Annotated in this window: 17 protein-coding genes; 5 read left to right on the top strand and 12 right to left on the bottom strand. The window is 71.8% G+C overall.

Going from position 1 to position 18,716, the window contains the following annotated elements; genetic code table 11:
• Nucleotides 1-71: 71 nt before the first annotated feature.
• The 8 genes from AAD528_RS11060 to uxaC form a co-directional block, all read right to left on the bottom strand.
• A complete protein-coding gene (locus AAD528_RS11060) occupies nt 72-1,046 on the bottom strand; it encodes a metal ABC transporter solute-binding protein, Zn/Mn family (RefSeq protein WP_345752136.1) in 975 nt (324 codons plus the stop codon).
• A gap of 43 nt (nt 1,047-1,089) precedes the next feature.
• The gene (locus AAD528_RS11055; RefSeq protein WP_345752135.1) at nt 1,090-2,403 is read right to left on the bottom strand and encodes a dihydrolipoamide acetyltransferase family protein; all 1,314 of its coding nucleotides are present in this window, start codon (nt 2,401-2,403) and stop codon (nt 1,090-1,092) included.
• Nucleotides 2,404-2,429: 26 nt separating this feature from the next.
• Nucleotides 2,430-3,404: an alpha-ketoacid dehydrogenase subunit beta gene (locus AAD528_RS11050; RefSeq protein WP_345752134.1), complete on the bottom strand. Its 975-nt coding sequence runs from the start codon at nt 3,402-3,404 to the stop codon at nt 2,430-2,432.
• 5 nt (nt 3,405-3,409) lie between these two features.
• Nucleotides 3,410-4,558, bottom strand: coding sequence for a thiamine pyrophosphate-dependent dehydrogenase E1 component subunit alpha (locus tag AAD528_RS11045; RefSeq protein WP_345752133.1), 1,149 nt, complete (start codon nt 4,556-4,558; stop codon nt 3,410-3,412).
• Nucleotides 4,559-4,578: 20 nt separating this feature from the next.
• The gene (locus tag AAD528_RS11040) at nt 4,579-5,679 is read right to left on the bottom strand and encodes a histidinol-phosphate transaminase (protein WP_345752132.1); all 1,101 of its coding nucleotides are present in this window, start codon (nt 5,677-5,679) and stop codon (nt 4,579-4,581) included.
• 127 nt (nt 5,680-5,806) lie between these two features.
• The gene (gene uxuA, locus AAD528_RS11035) at nt 5,807-6,883 is read right to left on the bottom strand and encodes a mannonate dehydratase (protein WP_345752131.1); all 1,077 of its coding nucleotides are present in this window, start codon (nt 6,881-6,883) and stop codon (nt 5,807-5,809) included.
• 10 nt (nt 6,884-6,893) lie between these two features.
• Nucleotides 6,894-8,471, bottom strand: a complete 1,578-nt coding sequence (locus AAD528_RS11030) for a mannitol dehydrogenase family protein (RefSeq protein WP_345752130.1) — start codon at nt 8,469-8,471, stop codon at nt 6,894-6,896.
• Nucleotides 8,468-9,922, bottom strand: a complete 1,455-nt coding sequence (gene uxaC / locus AAD528_RS11025; RefSeq protein ID WP_345752129.1) for a glucuronate isomerase — start codon at nt 9,920-9,922, stop codon at nt 8,468-8,470. The genes AAD528_RS11030 and uxaC overlap by 4 nt, the downstream gene beginning before the upstream one ends.
• Before the next feature lie 245 nt (nt 9,923-10,167).
• Here uxaC and AAD528_RS11020 point away from each other — a divergent pair, with 245 nt between their 5' ends.
• The gene (locus tag AAD528_RS11020) at nt 10,168-11,793 is read left to right on the top strand and encodes an MFS transporter (RefSeq protein WP_345752128.1); all 1,626 of its coding nucleotides are present in this window, start codon (nt 10,168-10,170) and stop codon (nt 11,791-11,793) included.
• Nucleotides 11,794-11,896: 103 nt separating this feature from the next.
• Here AAD528_RS11020 and AAD528_RS11015 read toward each other — a convergent pair whose 3' ends face one another.
• Together AAD528_RS11015 and AAD528_RS11010 are read right to left on the bottom strand one after the other, a co-directional pair.
• Nucleotides 11,897-12,841, bottom strand: a complete 945-nt coding sequence (locus AAD528_RS11015; RefSeq protein ID WP_345752127.1) for a sugar kinase — start codon at nt 12,839-12,841, stop codon at nt 11,897-11,899.
• Nucleotides 12,838-13,503 carry a bifunctional 4-hydroxy-2-oxoglutarate aldolase/2-dehydro-3-deoxy-phosphogluconate aldolase gene (locus AAD528_RS11010; protein ID WP_345752126.1) on the bottom strand — a complete coding sequence of 222 codons (666 nt, stop codon included), beginning with the start codon at nt 13,501-13,503 and terminating at the stop codon, nt 12,838-12,840. The genes AAD528_RS11015 and AAD528_RS11010 overlap by 4 nt, the downstream gene beginning before the upstream one ends.
• A gap of 154 nt (nt 13,504-13,657) precedes the next feature.
• Between AAD528_RS11010 and AAD528_RS11005 the strand changes: the two genes are divergently transcribed.
• Together AAD528_RS11005 and AAD528_RS11000 are read left to right on the top strand one after the other, a co-directional pair.
• Nucleotides 13,658-14,416, top strand: coding sequence for an IclR family transcriptional regulator (locus AAD528_RS11005; protein ID WP_345752125.1), 759 nt, complete (start codon nt 13,658-13,660; stop codon nt 14,414-14,416).
• Between the two features lie 57 nt (nt 14,417-14,473).
• Nucleotides 14,474-14,869, top strand: a complete 396-nt coding sequence (locus AAD528_RS11000; RefSeq protein ID WP_345752124.1) for a phage holin family protein — start codon at nt 14,474-14,476, stop codon at nt 14,867-14,869.
• 4 nt (nt 14,870-14,873) lie between these two features.
• Here the strand turns inward: AAD528_RS11000 and AAD528_RS10995 are convergent, their stop codons facing one another.
• Nucleotides 14,874-16,250, bottom strand: a complete 1,377-nt coding sequence (locus AAD528_RS10995; protein WP_345752123.1) for an alpha/beta hydrolase — start codon at nt 16,248-16,250, stop codon at nt 14,874-14,876.
• On the bottom strand, nt 16,250-16,513 hold the full coding sequence (locus AAD528_RS10990) for a hypothetical protein (protein WP_345752122.1): 264 nt from the start codon (nt 16,511-16,513) through the stop codon (nt 16,250-16,252). Before AAD528_RS10990 ends, AAD528_RS10995 begins: the two co-directional genes overlap by 1 nt.
• 131 nt (nt 16,514-16,644) lie before the next feature.
• On the opposite strand from AAD528_RS10990, the gene AAD528_RS10985 reads away from it, so the two are divergent.
• Nucleotides 16,645-17,169: a low molecular weight protein-tyrosine-phosphatase gene (locus AAD528_RS10985; RefSeq protein ID WP_345752121.1), complete on the top strand. Its 525-nt coding sequence runs from the start codon at nt 16,645-16,647 to the stop codon at nt 17,167-17,169.
• A gap of 20 nt (nt 17,170-17,189) precedes the next feature.
• The gene (purB, locus tag AAD528_RS10980) at nt 17,190-18,572 is read left to right on the top strand and encodes an adenylosuccinate lyase (protein WP_345752120.1); all 1,383 of its coding nucleotides are present in this window, start codon (nt 17,190-17,192) and stop codon (nt 18,570-18,572) included.
• Nucleotides 18,573-18,716 lie beyond the last annotated feature (144 nt).

Below are 18,716 nucleotides of genomic sequence, written 5' to 3'. Positions count from 1 at the left end.
CAAGTCGCCTGCGAGCGAAGCGAGCGTGCCCCGGATGGGCCCCGCAGCGTGCGAGACGAAGAAAGAACGGCTCAGGACAGCGCGGCTTCGAGCGCGTCCACGTTGCCGGTCATCCACTCGACGTAGGTCTGGCCGTCGCCGAGGAGCTCGCCGAGCTCCACCACGGGCACGCCCGCGGCGTCGGCGGCGTCGATCACGCGCTCGGTCTCCGCACCGCCCGTCTGCGCATTGGCGAGCACGACCGCGACGTCGCCCGACTCGATCGCGCGGGTCGCGGCGAGCAGCGTGGCGGGCGGGACATCCTGTCCCTCCTCGACGGACTCGGCGAAGCCCTCGGGCGTGACGTCCTCCAGGCCGGCCGTCGTGGCGAGGTAGCCGCCGATCGGCTCGGTGAGGAACACGCCCTCCCCCTCGTGCGATCCCGCGAGATCCTCGAGCCGCGTCTCGATCCCCTCGAGCTCGCCGACCAGCGCGTCGCGATCGGCCTCGAGCACGGCCGGATCGACGAGGTCGGGCAGCTCGTGCTCGATCTCCTCGGTGATCGCCTCGACGAGGGAGATCATCGTGTGCGGGTCGTACCAGACGTGCTCGTTGAGGCCCTCGATGTGCTCGTGACCCTCGTGGCCCTCGCCCTCGGCGTGCTCGTGATCGTGGTCCTCCTCGGCCTCGTGCCCCTCGTTCCCGGGGAAGTCGTGCGAGAACTCGACGGCGCTGATCACGTCAGCCCCCTCGCCGACGAGCTCGTCCATGAAGGGGTCGTAGCCGCCGCCGTTCATGATGACGACGTCCGCGTCCTGGACCGCGAGCCGGTCGCGCGCGCTCGCCTCGTACGCGTGCGGATCCTGCGTGGCGTCGTCGATCACGGCCGTCACCTCGGTCGCGTCGCCGACGAGGGCCTGCGCGAGCGAGGCGTACACGTTGGTCGAGGCCACGATCGGCGCCGAGGCGTCGCCGCCGGCTCCATCCCCCGAGTCGCTCGCGCACGCGGCGAGCGCGAGGGCGGAGACGGCGAGGAGGGACACGGGCAGCACGCGGCGGGGGGTCATGCCCCCACTCTAACCGCAAATGAGAATCGTTCTCAAACCGGGCTCAGTCCAGCAGCAGCGCCGGCTCCTCGAGGACGGAGGCGACGTCGGCGAGGAAGCGGCTGATGCCGTCGCCGTCGATCACGCGGTGGTCGAACGAGCCCGACACCGTGGTGACCCAGCGCGGGCGCACCTCGCCGTCGACGACCCACGGCTTCTGCCGGATGGCGCCCATCGCGACGATCGCGGACTCGCCGGGGTTGATGATCGGGGTGCCCGCGTCCATCCCGAACACGCCGATGTTCGTGATCGTGATGGTGCCGCCCTGCTGATCCGCGGGCGTCGTCTTGCCCTCGCGCGCGGTCAGGGTGAGGCGCTCGAGCGCCCTGGCGAGGTCGCGCATGCTGAGGTCCTGCGCGTCCTTGATGTTCGGCACCAGCAGGCCGCGCGGCGTGGCGGCCGCGATGCCGAGGTTCACGTAGTTGCGGACGTGGATCTTCGCGCCGCCGTCGCCGTCCACCCACGCGGAGTTGATCATGGGCGTGCGGCGCACGGCCCACAGCACGGCGCGGGCGACGATCAGCAGCGGCGAGACCTTGACGTCGGCGAAGTCGGGCGAGGCCTTGAGGCGCTTGACGAACTCCATGGTCCGCGTGGCGTCGACGTCGGTCCACACCGACACGTGCGGCGCGGTGTGCGCCGATCCGGTCATGGCGGCGGCGGTCGCCTTGCGGACGCCCTTGACCGGCACCTCCTCGACGCGGGCGTCGGCCGCGGCCGGCTCGGGCGGCGGGACGGGGATCTCCTCCTCGCGCACCGCGGGCCACTCCGGCGTCGAGATGTTGCGGAACACGCTGGCCTGCTGCGCGTGCGCGAGCACGTCCTCGCGCGTCACCTCGCTCGCGGCACCGGACGGGCGCACCTCGGCGAGGTCGACGCCGAGGTCGCGCGCGAGCTTGCGGATCGGGGGCTTGGCGATCACGCCGACCGACGACGCGACGGGCTTCTCGGGCTTCTTCCGGCGGCGGGTCTTGGCCTCGCCGCCCGTCCCGTAGCCGACCAGGACGGAACCGCCGCCCTCCTCCGCGACGTGCTGACCGGGGCCGGTCGGCTCGTGCGCGTCCGCGGCGCCGGGGCCCGCATCGGAGGCGACCACCGTGATGATCGGCGCGCCCACGTCGACCGTGTCCCCCTCGGCGACGAGCAGCTCGCCCACCGTGCCCGAGAAGGGCGAGGGCAGCTCGACGAGCGACTTGGCGGTCTCGATCTCGGCGATCACGTCGTCGACCGCGACCGTGTCCCCCGGGGCGACGTGCCAGGAGACGAGCTCGGCCTCGGTCAGGCCCTCGCCGACGTCGGGGAGGTGGAAGGTCTGCATGATCCGGTCCTTACGTCTGTGTCTCGTCAGTATGCGAGCGCGCGGTCCACTGCTTCCAGCACCCGGTCGGCGTCCGGCAGGTAGGCGCCCTCGAGCTTCGCGGGCGGGAAGGGCGTGTCGAACCCCGACACGCGCAGGACGGGCGCCTCGAGCGAGTAGAACGCGCGCTCGGCGATCGTCGCGGCGATCTCGCTGCCCACGCTCGTGCTCTGCGGGGCCTCCTGCGCGACGACGACGCGGCCGGTCGAGCGCACCGAGTCGAGGACGGGGCCGTAGTCGATGGGCGACAGCGACCGCAGGTCGACGACCTCGCAGCTGGTGCCCTCGGCCTCCGCGAGCGCCGCGGCCTGCAGCAGGGTCGTGACCATCGCGCCGTGGCCGACGAGCGTCACGTCGGTGCCGCGGCGGACGATCCGGCTCGCGTGCAGCGGCAGCGCGGGGCCGGACAGGTCGACCTCGCCCTTCTGCCAGTACTTCGACTTCGGCTCGAGGAAGATCACCGGATCCGTCGACGTGATCGCATCCTGGATCATCCAGTACGCGTCGTTCGGCGTCGACGGGCTGACCACGCGCAGCCCGGCGGTGTGCGTGAAGTACGCCTCCGGGCTCTCCTGGTGGTGCTCGATCGCGCCGATGTGGCCGCCGTACGGGATCCGGATCACGACGGGCAGCGAGAGGGCCCCCTCGTGCCGGTTGGTCATCTTCGCGAGCTGGGTGGTGATCTGGTCGAACGCCGGGAACACGAACCCGTCGAACTGGATCTCCACGACCGGGCGGAACCCGGTCATCGCGAGGCCGATGGCGGTGCCGACGAGGCCCGACTCCGCGAGCGGCGTGTCGAGCACGCGGCGCTCGCCGAACTCGGCCTGCAGGCCCTCGGTCACGCGGAACACTCCGCCGAGGCGGCCGATGTCCTCGCCCATCATGAGCACGCGGTCGCTGTCGGCCATGGCCTTGCGCAGGCCGGCGTTCAGCGCCTTCGCCAGGGTCATGGTCTCCATGCCGCTCACTCCTGCCCCTCGAACGAGGCCTCGTAGTCGGACAGCCACTTCCGCTGCTCGTCCATGAGCGGATGCGGTTCGGAGTACACGTGGGAGAAGATCGTGTCGCGTCCGGGCGCCTCCAGCTGCAGCGTGCGCGTGCGGGCGTCCGCGGCGAGCGCGGCGGCCTCGGCGTCGACATCGGCGAAGAACGCCTCGGGGGCGCCGCGGCCCTCGAGGTACGCGCGCATCCGCGTGATCGGATCACGCGCGATCCAGGACTGCTCCTCGTCGCTCGTGCGGTACTTCGTGGGATCGTCGCTCGTGGTGTGCGCGCCCATCCGGTACGTCACGGCCTCGATCGCCTGCGGTCCGCCGCCGGCGCGCGCCTCGTCGAGCGCGACCTTGGAGACCGCGTAGCTCGCGAGCACGTCGTTGCCGTCCACGCGGACGCTCGGCATGCCGTAGCCCGCGGCCCGGTCGGCCAGCGGCGCGCGCGACTGCGTCGCGACCGGCACCGAGATCGCCCAGTGGTTGTTCTGCAGGAAGAACACCTGCGGGGTCTGGTAGCTCACGGCGAACACCATCGACTCGTGCACATCGCCCTGGCTGGAGGCGCCGTCGCCGTAGTAGACGATGACGGCCTCGTCCTTCTCGGGATCGCCGGATCCGGATCGCCCGTCGAACGCCATGCCCATCGCGTAGCCCGTGGCGTGCAGGGTCTGCGACCCGAGCACCAGCGTGTAGATGTGCGTGTTCCCGTTCTTGGGATCCGTCGGGTCCCAGCCGCCGTGGCTCGTGCCGCGCATCAGCTTGATGATGTCGACCGGATCCACGCCGCGGATCGTGCACACCACGTGCTCCCGGTACGACGGGAAGACGTGGTCCTGCGTGCGGGCGGCGCGCGCGGATCCGACCTGCGCGGCCTCCTGCCCCTGCGACGGCGGCCAGAGGGCGAGCTGCCCCTGGCGCTGCAGCAGCGTCGCCTGGCGGTCGAACGCCCGGATCACCGCCATGTCGCGGTAGAACTGCTCGACCTCGGCGTCGCTCAGCGCGTCGATCAGGGGCAGGTACCGCTCGGCGGATTCGGATGGCGCGATCGTGCCGTCTGCCGCGAGCACGCGGACGGTCGGGTCGATCGCGGGTTCCGTGGGAACAGCTCCTGCCGAAGTCACCGTTCCACGCTAGCCGCGGGTCAGCGTTCGACCGAGGGAAGACTCGGGACAACGGATCCGGCGATCCGCAGTACCTTCTCCACAGACTCATGCTCGCCGATCGATATGCGCACGCCCTCGGGGAACGGGCGCACGATGATCCCGGCGGCGTCGAACGCGGCGGCGACGGTCGTCGAGTCGACGTGCTCGGACGCCGGCAGCCACACGAAGTTGCCCTGGGCGTCCGGGACCTCCCAGCCGATCTCCCGCAGGCCCTCGACGAGCGCGCTGCGGCGCGCGACGAGCTCGTCGACGCGCTCGTCGAGCTCGGCCTGGTGCGCGAGACTCGCCACAGCGGCGGCGACGGCGGTGGCCGTGACCGACAGCGGCGTGACGGTGCTGCGGCCCGCATCGAGCACGCGCGGGTGGCCGATCGCGTAGCCCACACGCAGGGCCGCGAGCCCGTACGCCTTGGAGAACGTGCGCAGCACGACCACGTTGGGGTGCGCCTCGTACACGCGCTCGCCCAGGCCGTCGACCGCGGCGTCGTCGCGCACGAACTCGGCATACGCCTCGTCCAGCAGGATCAGCACGTCGGACGGCACCTGGGCGACGAACGCGTGGAACTCGGCGCTCGTGATGACCGGGCCGGTCGGGTTGTTGGGCGTGCAGAGCAGGATGACGCGGGTGCGGTCGGTGACCGCGGCGGCCATGGCGTCGAGATCGTGACGGCCGTCGGACAGGTTCGGCACCTGCACCCCGGTGGCGCCCGCGATCAGCACCAGGCCGGGGTACGCCTCGAACGAGCGCCACGAGTAGAGGACCTCGTCGCCCACCGTGGCGGCGGCCTGCACGAACGCCTGCAGCAGCGCGACGCTCCCCGCACCCACCAGCACGCCCTCGGGCTGGACGCCGTACTTCGCGCCCAGCGCGGCGCGCAGATTCGCGGCGGTCGCGTCGGGGTACCGGTTGAAGTCGACCGCCGCGCGCGCGGCCTCGACCACCCCGGGCAGCGGCTCGAACGGGTTCTCGTTGCTCGACAGCTTGAACCCGCTCGGGTCGGCCGCGCGCCCCTGCTTGTACGGCGGCAGGGCCGCGATCTCGGGGCGGATGCGCGGCAGGACCGGCTCGGTGGACGTCATGGAGCCAGTCTATTGACGGGCCGCGTCCATCCCACCTGCCCAACGCAGGACCGGGATCCGGATTCTGCCGTCAGGCGTCGCAGGCGGCCCGTCCGTCACATCCGCTCCTGCGTTGTGCGGCTCGAGGTCAGCCCCGCGACCCCTTGTCCACCGCCTCCCACAGGCCGTTGAGGTAGCTGGCGCCGATCGCGCGGTCGTACAGGCCGTAGCCGGGGCGGCCGGTCTCGCCCCAGATCATGCGGCCGTGGTCGGGGCGGATGAAGCCGTCGAAGCCCGCGTCGTGGAACGTCCTGACGATGTCGTACAGGTCGAGCGACCCCTCCGACGACAGATGCGCCGACTCGTAGAAGCGGCCGGTGTCCTGCCAGCGGATGTTGCGGATGTGCGCGAACGGCACGCGCCCCTCGCCCGCGAACTCGCGCACGATGTCCACGACGCTGTTGTCGGGGTTGGCCCCGAGGCTTCCCGTGCACAGGGTCAGGCCGTTGTTCGGGCTGTCGACCGCGTCGACGATCCAGCGCAGGTCCTCGCGGTTCGACACCACGCGCGGCAGGCCGAACAGCGGGTGGGGCGGATCGTCCGGATGGATCGCCATCGAGATGCCCACCTCCTCGCACACGGGGATGATCGCCTCGAGGAAGTACCTCAGGTTCTCGCGCAGCGCGGCGGCGTCGATGCCGTCGTACTTCGCGAACAGGCTCCGCAGGTCGGCGAGGCGCTCGGGCTCCCAGCCCGGCAGGACGAGGCCCGACGACTCGCTCTCGTACTGCGCGAGCAGCCCCTCGGGCGTGATCGCCTCGGACACCGAGCGGTCGTACTGCATGGTCTGCGAGCCGTCCGGCAGCTCGTACCAGAGCTCGGTGCGCAGCCAGTCGAACACCGGCATGAAGTTGTAGCAGATCACCGAGATGCCCACCGCGCCGAGGCGGCGGATCGTCTCGCGGTAGTTGTCGATGTAGCGGTCGCGCGAGGGCAGGCCGATCTTGATGTCGTCGTGGATGTTGACCGACTCGATCACCTCGAGCGACAGGCCCGCCTCCTCGACCTGCTTCTTGAGCGCGCCGATCTTGTCCTCGGGCCACGTCTGGCCCACCGGCACGTCGTACAGCGCGCCGACGACGTCGTGCACGCCCGGGATCTGCCGGATGTGCTGCAGGGGGATCGGATCGTCCTGGGCGCCGAACCAGCGGAAGGACATTCTCATGGGGTGCTCCTTACGAGTGAGCGAGGGCGTAGAGACCCGAGCGGACGGCGCCGGGCCCGTGAAGAAGCGTGCTGAGGTGGGCGATCACCGTGTTGGCGACGCCCGCCTCGACGAGGTCGACGCCGAAGACGGACGCGTCGGCCAGCAGCTCACGCGCGGCGGTGGCCGTGCGCGGCTCGCCGAACCGCACGCCGGAGAGGCGCTCGTCCAGCTGCGCCAGCAGCGGATCCGGGCTGCGCTCGAAGGGCGCGCCCTGGTCGTCGACGGCCAGCAGGTACCGGATCCACGCGGCGATCGCGAACGGGATCCACGTGAGCGACTGCGCGGATCCGGCCGCCACGTGACGGCGGATCGTCTCGCCGAAGCGGATGCCCACCTTCTGCGAGGTGTCGGATGCGATGCGCTGCGGGGCGTCGGGCAGGCCCGGGTTGGGCAGGCGCTTCTCGATGACCTCGCGGAGGAACGCCGCCGGGTCCATGCCGGCCGGGGCGTCGACGACGGGCAGGCCCTCGACGGCCCCGACGCCCACCACCAGGCGACGGATGTCGGAGTCCGTCATCATGTCGGCGATGCGGGTGAAGCCGAGCAGGCACCCCGTCACCGCCATGGCGGTGTGCAGCGGGTTGAGGCACGTGCACACCTTCATGCGGTCGGCACGGCCCACGGTCTCGCGGTCGCCGAGCACCACGCCGCCGCGCTCGAACGGCGGGCGGCCGTTCGGGAAGTCGTCCTCGAGCACCAGGTAGCTGACGGCCTCGGTGTTGGAGAACGCGGCGAGCGCTCCCCCGGAGGCGCGCTCGTGGATCCGTGTGGTCTCCAGCCCGAGCGCGGCCAGTCTCTCCCCCACCGCGGCGGACGGGGCGGGCGTGATCCGGTCGACCATGGTCGAGGGGTACGTCACGGCGGACGGATCCGCGAGGTACGCCGCGAAGGCCTCGGGCGCCTGACCCGCCGCGGCCCAGGCGCCCGCGACGGCCTGGACGGCGGACGCGAGGCGCTCGCCGTTCTCGGAGAAGTTGTCGGTGCTCACGAGAGCGATCGGCGCCGCCCCCGCGGTGAAGCGCGCCAGCAGCAGCGTGGCCAGCGCCGGGATCGCACCGCGGACGCGGCCGGGCCCGTGCGCGACGTCGCCGTCGGAGAGCAGGTAGCCCTTCTCGGTGACGGTGAGCGTGACGAGTTGCAGCGAGGGGTTCTCGAACACCGCGGTCAGGCGCTCCCAGCCCTCCTCGGAGTCCGGCCCGAGGTGGTGGCTCTCGGCGACCGACGCGATCAGGGTGGGCTCGAGCGATCCGTCCTCCCGCATCACGGCGTTCACGAACAGGTCGTCGGTCGCGCGGGAGTTCTCGACCACGGCGGGATCGCGCAGATTCGCCAGGATGACGCCCGTGTCGTGCCCGGCGTCGAGCATGCGCTGCGCCACGACCGCGTGCAGGCTGCGGAAGAAGTTGCCCGCGCCGAGGTGCACCCAGGTGGGCCGCTCGGCCGTGGCGGCGCGCATCGCGCGCACGTCGTATCGCGGCACGCCGAACCCGGCGGCCTCGAACTCCGCCGGCCGGTCGACCGCGGTCGCATCGAGGGTGAGGCTCATGCGACACCTCCCACCAGCGGCACGTCGAAGCGGAAGTACCGCACCGAGTTGTCGTGGAAGATGTCGCGCAGGATCGACTCGAGCGTCGCGTCGGAGGCGGGGAACTCGCCCGAGTCGACCCACTGCGCGACGATGTCCACCACGATCCGGCGGAAGTACTCGTGCCGGGGATACGACAGGAACGAGCGCGAGTCGGTCACCATGCCGACGGCCGCCGGCAGGTAGCCGACCTCCGCGAACGTGCGGATCTGCGCGGCCATGCCCGCGATCGTGTCGTTGAACCACCAGGCGTTGCCGAGCTGCACCTTGGCGGCGATGCCGGATCCGGGGAAGCACGTGGCGAGCACGGCGAGCTGCTTGTTCTGCCCCTCGTCCACGGTGAACAGCAGCGTGCGCGGCAGGGTGTCGTCGGCCTCGAGCTCGCCCAGGAACTCCCGCAGCGCCTCGATCGGACGGTCCTCGCCGATCGCGTCGAAGCCGGTGTCGTGGCCGATCTGCCGCATGGCGCGGGGGTTGGCGTCGCGCAGCGCGTTGACGTGCAGCTCCATGACCCAGTCCCGCGCGTGGTACAGCTTCGCGAGGCGCCGCATCAGCGCCCAGCGGAAGTCGTCCGCGTCCCGCGCCGTGAGCGGCTCGCCGGCCAGGCGGCGGCGCAGGATCGCGTCGGCCTCGGCGTCGCTCGTCGCGCGCTTCGGGAAGATCTCGAGCGACTGGTCCGAGACCGTGCAGCCCCGCGCGTCGAAGTACGCGATGCGCTGCTCGAGCGCCGCCACGAGGCCGTCGAAGCCGGCGACCTCGATGCCCGTGGCGTGCGCGAGGCGCTCGACGTATGGGCCGAACGCGTCGCGCTCGATCCGCAGCACGCCGTCGGGGCGGAAGCCGGGCACCACGAGGGTGTCGAAGTCCGTCGCCGCGGCGAGCGCCTCGTGGTGCTCGAGCGCGTCGAGCGGGTCGTCCGTGGTGCAGATCACCTCGACGCCGCTGGCCTTCACGAGCCCGCGCGCGCTGAACTCGGGGCGCTGGAGCTGCTCGTTCGCGCGGTCGTAGATGTCGCGCGCGCTGTCGGCGTCGAGGACGTCGTGGATGCCGAAGTACCGCTGCAGCTCGAGGTGCGACCAGTGGTGGATCGGGTTGCCGATCGCCCGTCCCAGGACCGTGGCGAACGCGTGGAACTTCTCCCAGTCGTCCGCCGCGCCCGTGATCAGGCGCTCGTCGACGCCCGCGCCGCGCATCAGCCGCCATTTGTAGTGGTCGGCGCCGAGCCAGACCTCGGTGATCGAGGCGAAGCGGCGGTCGTCCGCGAGCTCCTGCGCCGAGAGGTGGCAGTGGTAGTCGACGATCGGCACGTCGCCGGCCGCGGCGAACAGGCGGCGCGCGGTGGCGGAGCCGAGCAGGAAGTCGGGGCCGAGGAAGGTCCGGGCCGCGGCTCCGGGAGCTGTGTCGAGCGTCATCGTCGATCGCCGCCTTACGCAGTTCGGTGCGCTCCGCCGGGTGTTTCGCCCAGCGGAACGCAGGTCTGTTTTCGTAACCACGGTACTCGATCCCGTCCTCCGGAGCGGGTCGAGCTCCCCACGCGGCCGACTTGCGCGGGCCCGGGACCGCGCTTAGCCTGTGTCCGCACCACAGACCAGTGTTCCATTGTGCGGAACCAGGCATCGACGCCACACGTGCGCGGGCCAAGGAAGGAACCCACCACATGCACTCCCGAATCGCGACGCCGCCCCCGGAGGAGCGCGACTACTCGACCGGCCGGGTCTACACGGCCAAGCCCATCACGATCGTCCGCAGCATGGGCTACGGCGTCGTCGACCTCATGGGCGGCGGATGGAACACCATCGTCGGCGGCCTCATGCTGTTCTTCTTCACGACGTACGGCAACGTGACCGCGCTCGAGGGCGCGTCCATCCTGTTCATCGCGCGCATCGTCGACGCCGTGGTGAGCCTGCTGATCGGCCCGCTCACGGACAACTTCTTCCGGACCCGGATCGGTCGCCGCTTCGGACGCCGCCACTTCTTCCTGCTGATCGGCGCCCCGGCCGTGCTCGTCACGTTCCCGCTGCTGTGGATCGCGGGCATGGGCTTCTGGTACTACCTCGTCGTATATCTCGTGATCGAGATCGTGATGGCGATGATCCTGATCCCGTGGGAGACGCTGCCCAACGAGATGACCGCCGACTACGTCGACCGCACCAAGCTGTCGTCGACGCGCATGTTCTTCTCGGCGACCGGCACGTTCCTCGTGTTCGCGCTGCCGGCCGCCATCAAGACCACCGGCAACCCCGACGCGTACCTCATCGCCGGCGCCGCCATGGCGGTGCTGTTCGCGGCCGGCGTGGCGATCGCGTACTTCACGACGTGGGAGCGCAAGCTCACGCCCGAGTTCCTCGCCGCGCTCGAGGCGCAGCCGCGCCAGAGCGTCTGGAAGAACGTGAAGGACACGCTCGTGCAGGCCGGGAGCACCTTCAAGAACATCACGTTCGTGAAGCACCTCGTGATCTACCTGTGCTCGTTCACGGCCAAGGACATCTTCTCGAGCGCGCTGACGTTCTTCATCGTCTACTCGGTCGCCAACAGCGAGACGTTCGGCCTCACGCTGCAGTCGCTCGCGATCGTGGGCCTGCCCGTGACGATCGCGGCGGGCTTCCTGATGGTCCGGAAGGGCCCGCGGTTCCTCTACGCCACGTCGTACACGATCATCGTGGCGTCGCTGCTGGCGATCGGCGCGATCTACCTCTTCCAGCCCGACTCGACCGTCGCACTGCTCATCATCGTCGGCGTCGCCTACCAGGCCGGCCGCGCGCTGCTCGAGTTCACGCCCTGGAACGTCTACCCGTTCATCCCGGATGTGGACTACCTGATGACGGGCCAGCACCGCGCCGGCATCTACGCCGCCGTGATGACGTTCGGCCGCAAGTCGACCGGCGCCATCGGCTCGCTGATCGTGGGCGCGCTCATCGACGCCTCGGGCTACCTGAAGCCGGGCACGGAGGGCGGCGTGCCGCTCGATGAGTCCTGCACCGAGGCGTGCGTGCTGGTCCAGCCCGCCGGCGTCTCGGGCGCGATCGCCGCGGTCACGGTCATCCTGCCGCTCGCGCTCATCGTGGCCGCGTTCGTGATGTCGCGCCTGTTCCACCTCGACAAGCCGACGCACGCGATCCTGCTCGCCGAGACCGCGCGTCTCGAGGACGGCGGCGCGAAGGCCGAGGCCGACCCCGCCGTGCGCGCCACGATGGAGAAGCTCGCGGGTCACCGCTACGAGAAGCTGTGGCCCGTCGAGGACGCCATCAAGGCCGGAACCTGGCGCAAGCCCAGCGAGGACTGACCGTTTCCTCCGGGCCGCGCCGGCGCGCTCCCACGAGGTCGGAGTCGTGAAGAAGGGGTCCCGCCGTGTCCATGGCGGGACCCCTCTCGCGCACCGTCAGAAACTACCGGGAGACGGGATCGCCGCCCGCGAGGAGCTCGGCGAGGTCGCGTCGGGTGGGCATCATCTCCCAGTCGCCGTCGCCGCGGCAGGCGCACGCGCCCGCGGCCGCGGCGGTGCGCATCCGCTCGGGCAGGTCCAGGCCGGCGAGCCGCTCGGCGAGGTAGCCGCCGACGAACGCATCGCCCGCGCCCACGGTGTCGGCGACGTCGACGCGGAACGACGGCTGCTCATGCGTGCGGTCACCCTCGAGCGCGTACGCGCCGTGCTCCCCCAGCTTGATGATCACCTCGCGCGGCCCGTACGCGGCGATCCGCTCGGCCAGCTCCGCCGGCGACCCCTCGCCGACCGCCAGGGCGGCCTCGTCGTCGCCCGCGAACACGATGTCCGCCAGGGCGAACGCCTCGCGGAACGCCCGGCCGGCGGCCTCGGCGCTCCAGAGCTTGGAGCGGTGGTTCAGGTCGAACGACACGAGCGCGCCGCCCGCGCGCGCGGCGCGCGCGGCGGCCAGCACGGTCTCGGCGGAGGGGCCGCTGAGCGCGAGCGCGATGCCCGTGAAGTGGAAGATGCGGGCCGAGGCGACGACGTCCTGCGGCACATCCTCGACCCCGATCCGGCTGCCCGCGTTGCCCGCGCGGTAGTAGACGACGCGCGTGCGGCCGAGGGAGGGGCGGTCCTTGACCATGAGCGCGGTGGGCGCCTCGGGGTCGATCGTCGCGACGACGTCCACGCCCTCGCCGCGGATGCCGCGCACGATGCGGCGGCCGAACGCGTCGTCGCCGATGCGGCCGATCCAGGTCGCGTCGGCGCCGAGCCGCGCGGCGGCGATCGCGACGTTGCTCTCGGCGCCGCCGAAGCTCACCGCGGCGTCGGCGGCGGTGTCGAAGCCGCCCGTGCGCGGCGAGTAGACGAGCGCGAGGCTCTCGCCGACCGTGACGAGGCCGGTCACTTCGACTCGCTCCGCGCGGCGCTCGCGCGCACCGAGGCGTCCGCGATCTCGACCGACGCGCGCACGGCCTCCGCCACGGCGTCGGCGCCCCGGTCGAGCATCGCGCCCGAGGTCAGCCAGCTGCCGCTCACGGCGGCGACCGCGGGGTGCGCCAGGTGCTCGGCCAGCGTGGCCTGCGAGACCCCGCCGGAGGGCATGAACGACATGTCGCCGAACGCCGCGCTCAGGGCGCCGATGTACTTCAGCCCGCCCAGGACGTTCGCGGGGAACAGCTTGACGAACCGCAGGCCGGCCTGGCGTGCGCGCAGCACCTCGGTCGCCGTGGCGACGCCGGGCACGATCGGCACGCCGCGGCGCCGGGCGACCTCGACGATGTCGTCGGCGAAGCCGGGCGTCACGAGGAACGCGGCCCCGGCGTCGAGCGCGGCCTCGGCCTGCGCGCCGTCGAGCACCGTGCCGGCACCGACGATCAGCTCGCCGCCGGCGGCGAGCTCGGTCAGCGCGGTCATCGAGTACGGGGTGCGCAGCCCCACCTCGACGATCTTCAGTCCGCCCCCGAGGAGGCCGTCCCGCAGGGCCGCGGTCTGGGCGGCGTCCGTCGGTGCCGCGAGGGGCACCAGGCGCTGGCCGTGGAGCACGCTCGTCGTGGAAGGGGTGTTCATGCGGACCTCCATGGTGCCGTGAGCGCGTGCAGCCCGTCCGGCGTTCCACCTGACGAAACCGTGTTCTATAATTCAGTATAGATGCGCGGGTCCGTGCCGACCGGGCACGGGAGGGGACGCGGTGCGACGTAACGAGCGAACGGGGCGAGTCGAAGTGACCGACAGCGGGGACGCGCTCAGCGCGAGCGAGAAGACGCTCAACGTGCTCGCGGCGGCGCTCGAGCACTCGCGGTTCACGGACATCGTGTCGGCGTCGGGCCTGGCCAAGGCGACCGTCCACCGGATCCTGGCGACGCTCGTCGCGAACGACTTCATCGCGGGCGACGGCGAGCGCGGCTACCGCGCCGGGCCGGCGCTGCTGTCGCTGGCCGGTCGCGCGATCTCCACGGTCGACATCGCGCAGGTCGCGCGGCCGATCGTCGACCGCCTCGTCGCGGAGGTCGACTGCACGGTGCACGTCGGCGTCGCCACCGACAACGAGATCGTCTACCTGATCCGCCGCGATGCGACCAAGCCGTACCAGATGAAGTCGCGCGTCGGTCACGGGATGCCGATGCACTCGACGGGCATGGGCAAGGTGGTGATGGCTTCCTGGCCCGCCGCGCAGGTCGCCGAGTTCGCCGCGCGCGTGGGCCTGCCCCCGCGCACGAACGCGACGATCACGACGCTCGACGCGCTGGACGCCGAGCTCCGCCGCGTGCGCGAGCGCGGCTTCGCGACCGACCTCGGCGAGAACGAGCTGGGCACCGTGTGCGTGTCGGCCGGCATCCGCGACCACACCGGAGCCGTGACCCACGGCCTGTCGATCTCGTCGATCGCGCTCGAGCATCCCGGCACCTCGATCGAGCAGTTCGCCGATGCGGCCGTCGCCGCCGCGGACGAGATCTCCCGGCTGATCGGCGCGCCGGCCTGACCCGGACACCCGGGGGCCACCCGAGCGCGTGCGCGAGGTTCCTGCGAAGATACCCGCATGCGCTTCCTCGTCCGCGTCGTCGTGAACGCGTTCGCCATCTGGGTCGTGACGCTGATCCCGGCCCTGCAGGTGAGCGTGACCCCGTTCGCCCCGGGCGGCGACCTGCAGCTCGTGCTGACGCTGCTGGCGGTGGCCGCGATCTTCGCGCTCGTCAACACCATCATCGGGACGATCATCAAGATCGTCGCGTTCCCGCTGTACATCCTGACGCTCGGCCTGATCTCGCTGGTCATCAACGGCTTCCTGCTGTGGCTCACCGCGGTCATCACAGGCGCCTGGAGCTGGGGACTGACGGTCGGGAACTTCTGGTGGGGCGTGGTCGCGGCGTTCCTCATCAGCGTCATCAACTGGATCTTCGGGATCGTGCTGCGCCCGCAGAAGAAGCGGGACTGAGCCGCTAGCCGGATCCCTCCCGCTCGGCCGCATACTCGTACTTCTCGACGGACTCGGCCGCGGCGAGCCCCGCGAGCCGGTCGCGGATCGGGCCCAGCTGCGTGTCCTCTGTCGTGTCCGCCCGCTCGGCGAGCTGCTCGTACGCGTCGAGGAGGTGCGGGGCGATCTGGGCCTTCGCGTCGAGGAGCTCCGCGCCGGGCGAGAACGCGTCCTGGATCACGACGCTTCCGGCTCCGCCGCCGGCTGCGGGGGATCCGCCGCCCGTGAGGCCCGTGCCGACGATGTCGTCCCGGTGCCGCAGGGAGACGTTCAGGGTGCCCGCGCCGGCCATGAGCTGCACGGGCGAGCCGAACGTGACGAGCGTCTTTACGTCGTACTCCCCCTCCCGCGCCAGGTGCGACGCGACCATGCCGCCCTGGGAGTGTCCGAACGCGTGCACGGTCGCGCCCGGCTGCGCGCCCGACTTCCGCAGCGCGTCGCGCACGGCCTCGTACGACTCGGCGGCCTTGTCGAAGTAGAGGTCGAGGTTCGACTCCGAGTCCCACGCCTCGCCGCCGCCGCGCAGCGCCTCGAACGGCGCGTAGACGCCGAGCTCCGTCATGGCGCGCGTGCCGGTGATGTACACGGCGTACTCGGGCGGCCGATCGGCGAACGTGTACCTCTCCACCCGCACCTGCGTGTGGTCGGAGACCGGAATGCGCCGCACGGCGTCGGCGAGCCCCGCCACCGCGACGGCGGGCTCCCGCGGATACGCTCCGGTCCGCACCGGGGCGGCCTGCCCGGCCAGCCGCCGCTCGCGCGACATCACCCCGTGGCCGAACCGGTCGACGAGCCCGAGCAGGAAGGTGCCGAACAGCAGCGGCACGAGGCCGGCGGGCAGCGAGAGCCACCCCGGCGCGCCCGGGACCGGCACCGTCAGCGGGAGCCCGAACGTCATGTTCGCCGCGAGCTCCTCGTGCCGCGTCGCCAGCCACTGCCCGACGAGGCGCTCGGCCTCGTCGGCCGCGCCGGGGCTGCGTGCCTCGGCGGCGCGGATGCGCTCCTCCCACATGCGCACGGCCTGGATCCGCGCGCGGCCCGGCCCCGGATCCGCCGCCAGCATGGCCAGCGCGGTGTCGGCCTCGACGATCTCGTAGACGTCGGCCGCCCGCCGCAGCGCCCCCGCCACCCCGCGCGCGCCGTCGGCGAGAAAGCCCGCCCGCGTCGCGACGTCCTCGGCCGGCGCCTGGTCGACGGGGAACGGTGTGCGGGCCGCGGCGGACCAGCCGTCCGCGCGGGCGGCCTCGAAGTGCCCCGCCGCCGCATCGAACCGGGCCGCCGCCGCCCGCAGGCTGTCGGTGTCGACCGACACGACCGATCCCGGCCCCACCTCGAAGCCCATCACGCCTCCTGGGCCACGCCGCCGGCGTGCACCATGCTCTGCCAGCGGATCGCGCGCGCCGCCTCGTCGCAGGCCGCGACGAGCGCGGACGCGAGCGCGCCGTGCTGCACCGTGGTCTCCCGGAACGCGTCGCCCGCGGGCGAGTGCCACGCGGTCAGCTCCCGTGCGACCGCGAGCGCCGCGGCCCCCTGCTCGGCGCTCGCGCGCGCCGCGGCGAGCAGGCGGCACGCGTCGTCCGCGGTGTCGTATCCCTCGATGCGCATGGCCCCCACGGTGCCCGTTCCGGCGCCCGCGGATCACGGCCGGACGGCCATGGGGGCCGAACCCGCGGGCCGCCGGCGCTGTGGACGAGCGCGCGGCTGTGCGAACCCCGCGCCGCGGGCAGAATGGGCGCATGGTCGATCCGGATCCCTTCCGCATCGTCCCGTTCCGCGTCGTGTTCGTCTGCACGGGGAACATCTGCCGGTCTCCCATGGCCGAGGTGGTGTTCCGCGCGCTCGCCGTGCGCGCGGGCGTGGGCGAGCGCGTGGTCTCCACCAGCGCCGGCACGGGCGACTGGCACGTCGGCGAGCGCGCCGACCACCGCACGATCGCGGCGCTCGAGCGTCGCGGATACGACGGATCCGCGCATCGCGCGAAGCAGTTCACGGTCACCGCGTTCCACGACAACGACCTGGTGATCGCGCTCGACCGCACGCACGAGCGGATCCTGCGGCACTGGGCCCAGGCCGAGGACCACCGCGACCGGATCTCGCTGCTGACGTCCTTCGATCCGGGTGCCGCGGTGCCGGATGTGCCCGACCCCTATTACGCCGACGACCGGGCGTTCGACGACGTGCTCGGTATGATCGAGAGCGCCAGCCGGGCGCTGTTCCGCCAGCTCGAACCGGCGATCCGTCCGCCTCGATCCGCCATCTGACTTCGATCCGGAGGTCCCGCGTGACCACTCTGCCCACCCAGCCCCTCAGCCCGCTCGACGGCCGCTACCAGGCCGCGGTCTCGCCGCTCGGCGAGTACCTCTCGGAGGCGGGCCTGAACCGGGCCCGCGTCGAGGTCGAGATCGAGTGGCTCATCACGCTCACGAACCACTCGCTGTTCGGCACCACGCCGCTGACGCAGGACGAGAAGCACCAGCTGCGCGCGCTGTACGTGACGTTCGGCCAGGGCGAGATCGACTGGCTCGCCGAGCGCGAGGCCGTCACGCGCCACGACGTGAAGGCCGTCGAGTACCTCGTGCGCGACCGCCTGAGCGCGCTCGGCCTCGACCGGATCGCCGAGCTCACCCACTTCGGCTGCACGAGCGAGGACATCAACTCGCTCGCGTACGCCCTGACCGTCAAGCGCGCCGTGAACGACGTGTGGCTCCCGAAGTTCCGCGGCGTGATCCAGCGCCTGCGCGATCTCGCCCTGGAGCACGCGGACGCCGCGATGCTGTCGCGCACGCACGGCCAGCCCGCGACGCCGACGACCATGGGCAAGGAGCTCGGGGTGTTCGTGTGGCGCCTCGAGCGCGTGCTCTCGCAGATCGAGGGCGGCGAGTACCTCGGCAAGTTCTCCGGCGCGACCGGCACCTGGTCGGCCCACCTCGCCGCCGCGCCCCAGGTCGCGTGGCCGAACATCGCGCGCGCGTTCGTGGAGTCGCTCGACCTGACGTTCAACCCGCTCACGACGCAGATCGAGTCGCACGACTGGCAGGTCGAGCTGTACGACCGCGTCCGCCACGCGGGCGGCATCCTGCACAACCTCGCGACCGACATCTGGACCTACATCTCGCTCGGCTACTTCGCGCAGATCCCCGTCGCGGGCGCGACCGGATCGTCGACCATGCCGCACAAGATCAACCCGATCCGGTTCGAGAACGCCGAGGCGAACCTCGAGCTGTCCGGCGCGCTGCTGGCCTCGCTCGGCTCGACGCTCGTCACCTCGCGCCTGCAGCGCGACCTCACCGACTCCACCACGCAGCGCAACATCGGCGTCGCGTTCGGCCACTCGCTGCTCGCGCTCGACAACCTCACGCGCGGCCTCGGCGAGATCTCGCTCGCGCGCGACGTGCTGCTGGCCGACCTCGACCACAACTGGGAGGTGCTCGGCGAGGCCATCCAGACTGTCGTGCGCGCCGAGGTCACGGCCGGCCGGTCGACGATCCAGGATCCCTATGCGCTGCTGAAGGAGCTCACGCGCGGCCGCCGCGTCGGGGCCGCCGACCTCGCCGAGTTCGTCAAGGGCCTCGAGATCGGCGACGAGGCGAGGCAGCGCCTGCTCGACCTCACGCCCGCGACCTACACGGGCCTGGCGGAGAAGCTCACGCGCGCAAGGCTCTGACGCGGGCTCCCGCCCCCACCCCGCCCGAAAACACGTGTTCTCGGCGACGACACGCGGTTTCTGGCGCTGTCATGTCGCAGGACATTGGTGACAGTTCTGTATCAGGACATCGGTGACACTTCGGGTGTGTTTGGTGGTGACACT

The organism is Microbacterium rhizophilum (assembly GCF_039605615.1).
Lineage (GTDB): Bacteria > Actinomycetota > Actinomycetes > Actinomycetales > Microbacteriaceae > Microbacterium > Microbacterium rhizophilus.
The sequence above is the reverse complement of the archived record's forward strand: the minus strand, read 5'-3'. Positions and strand labels throughout refer to the sequence as shown.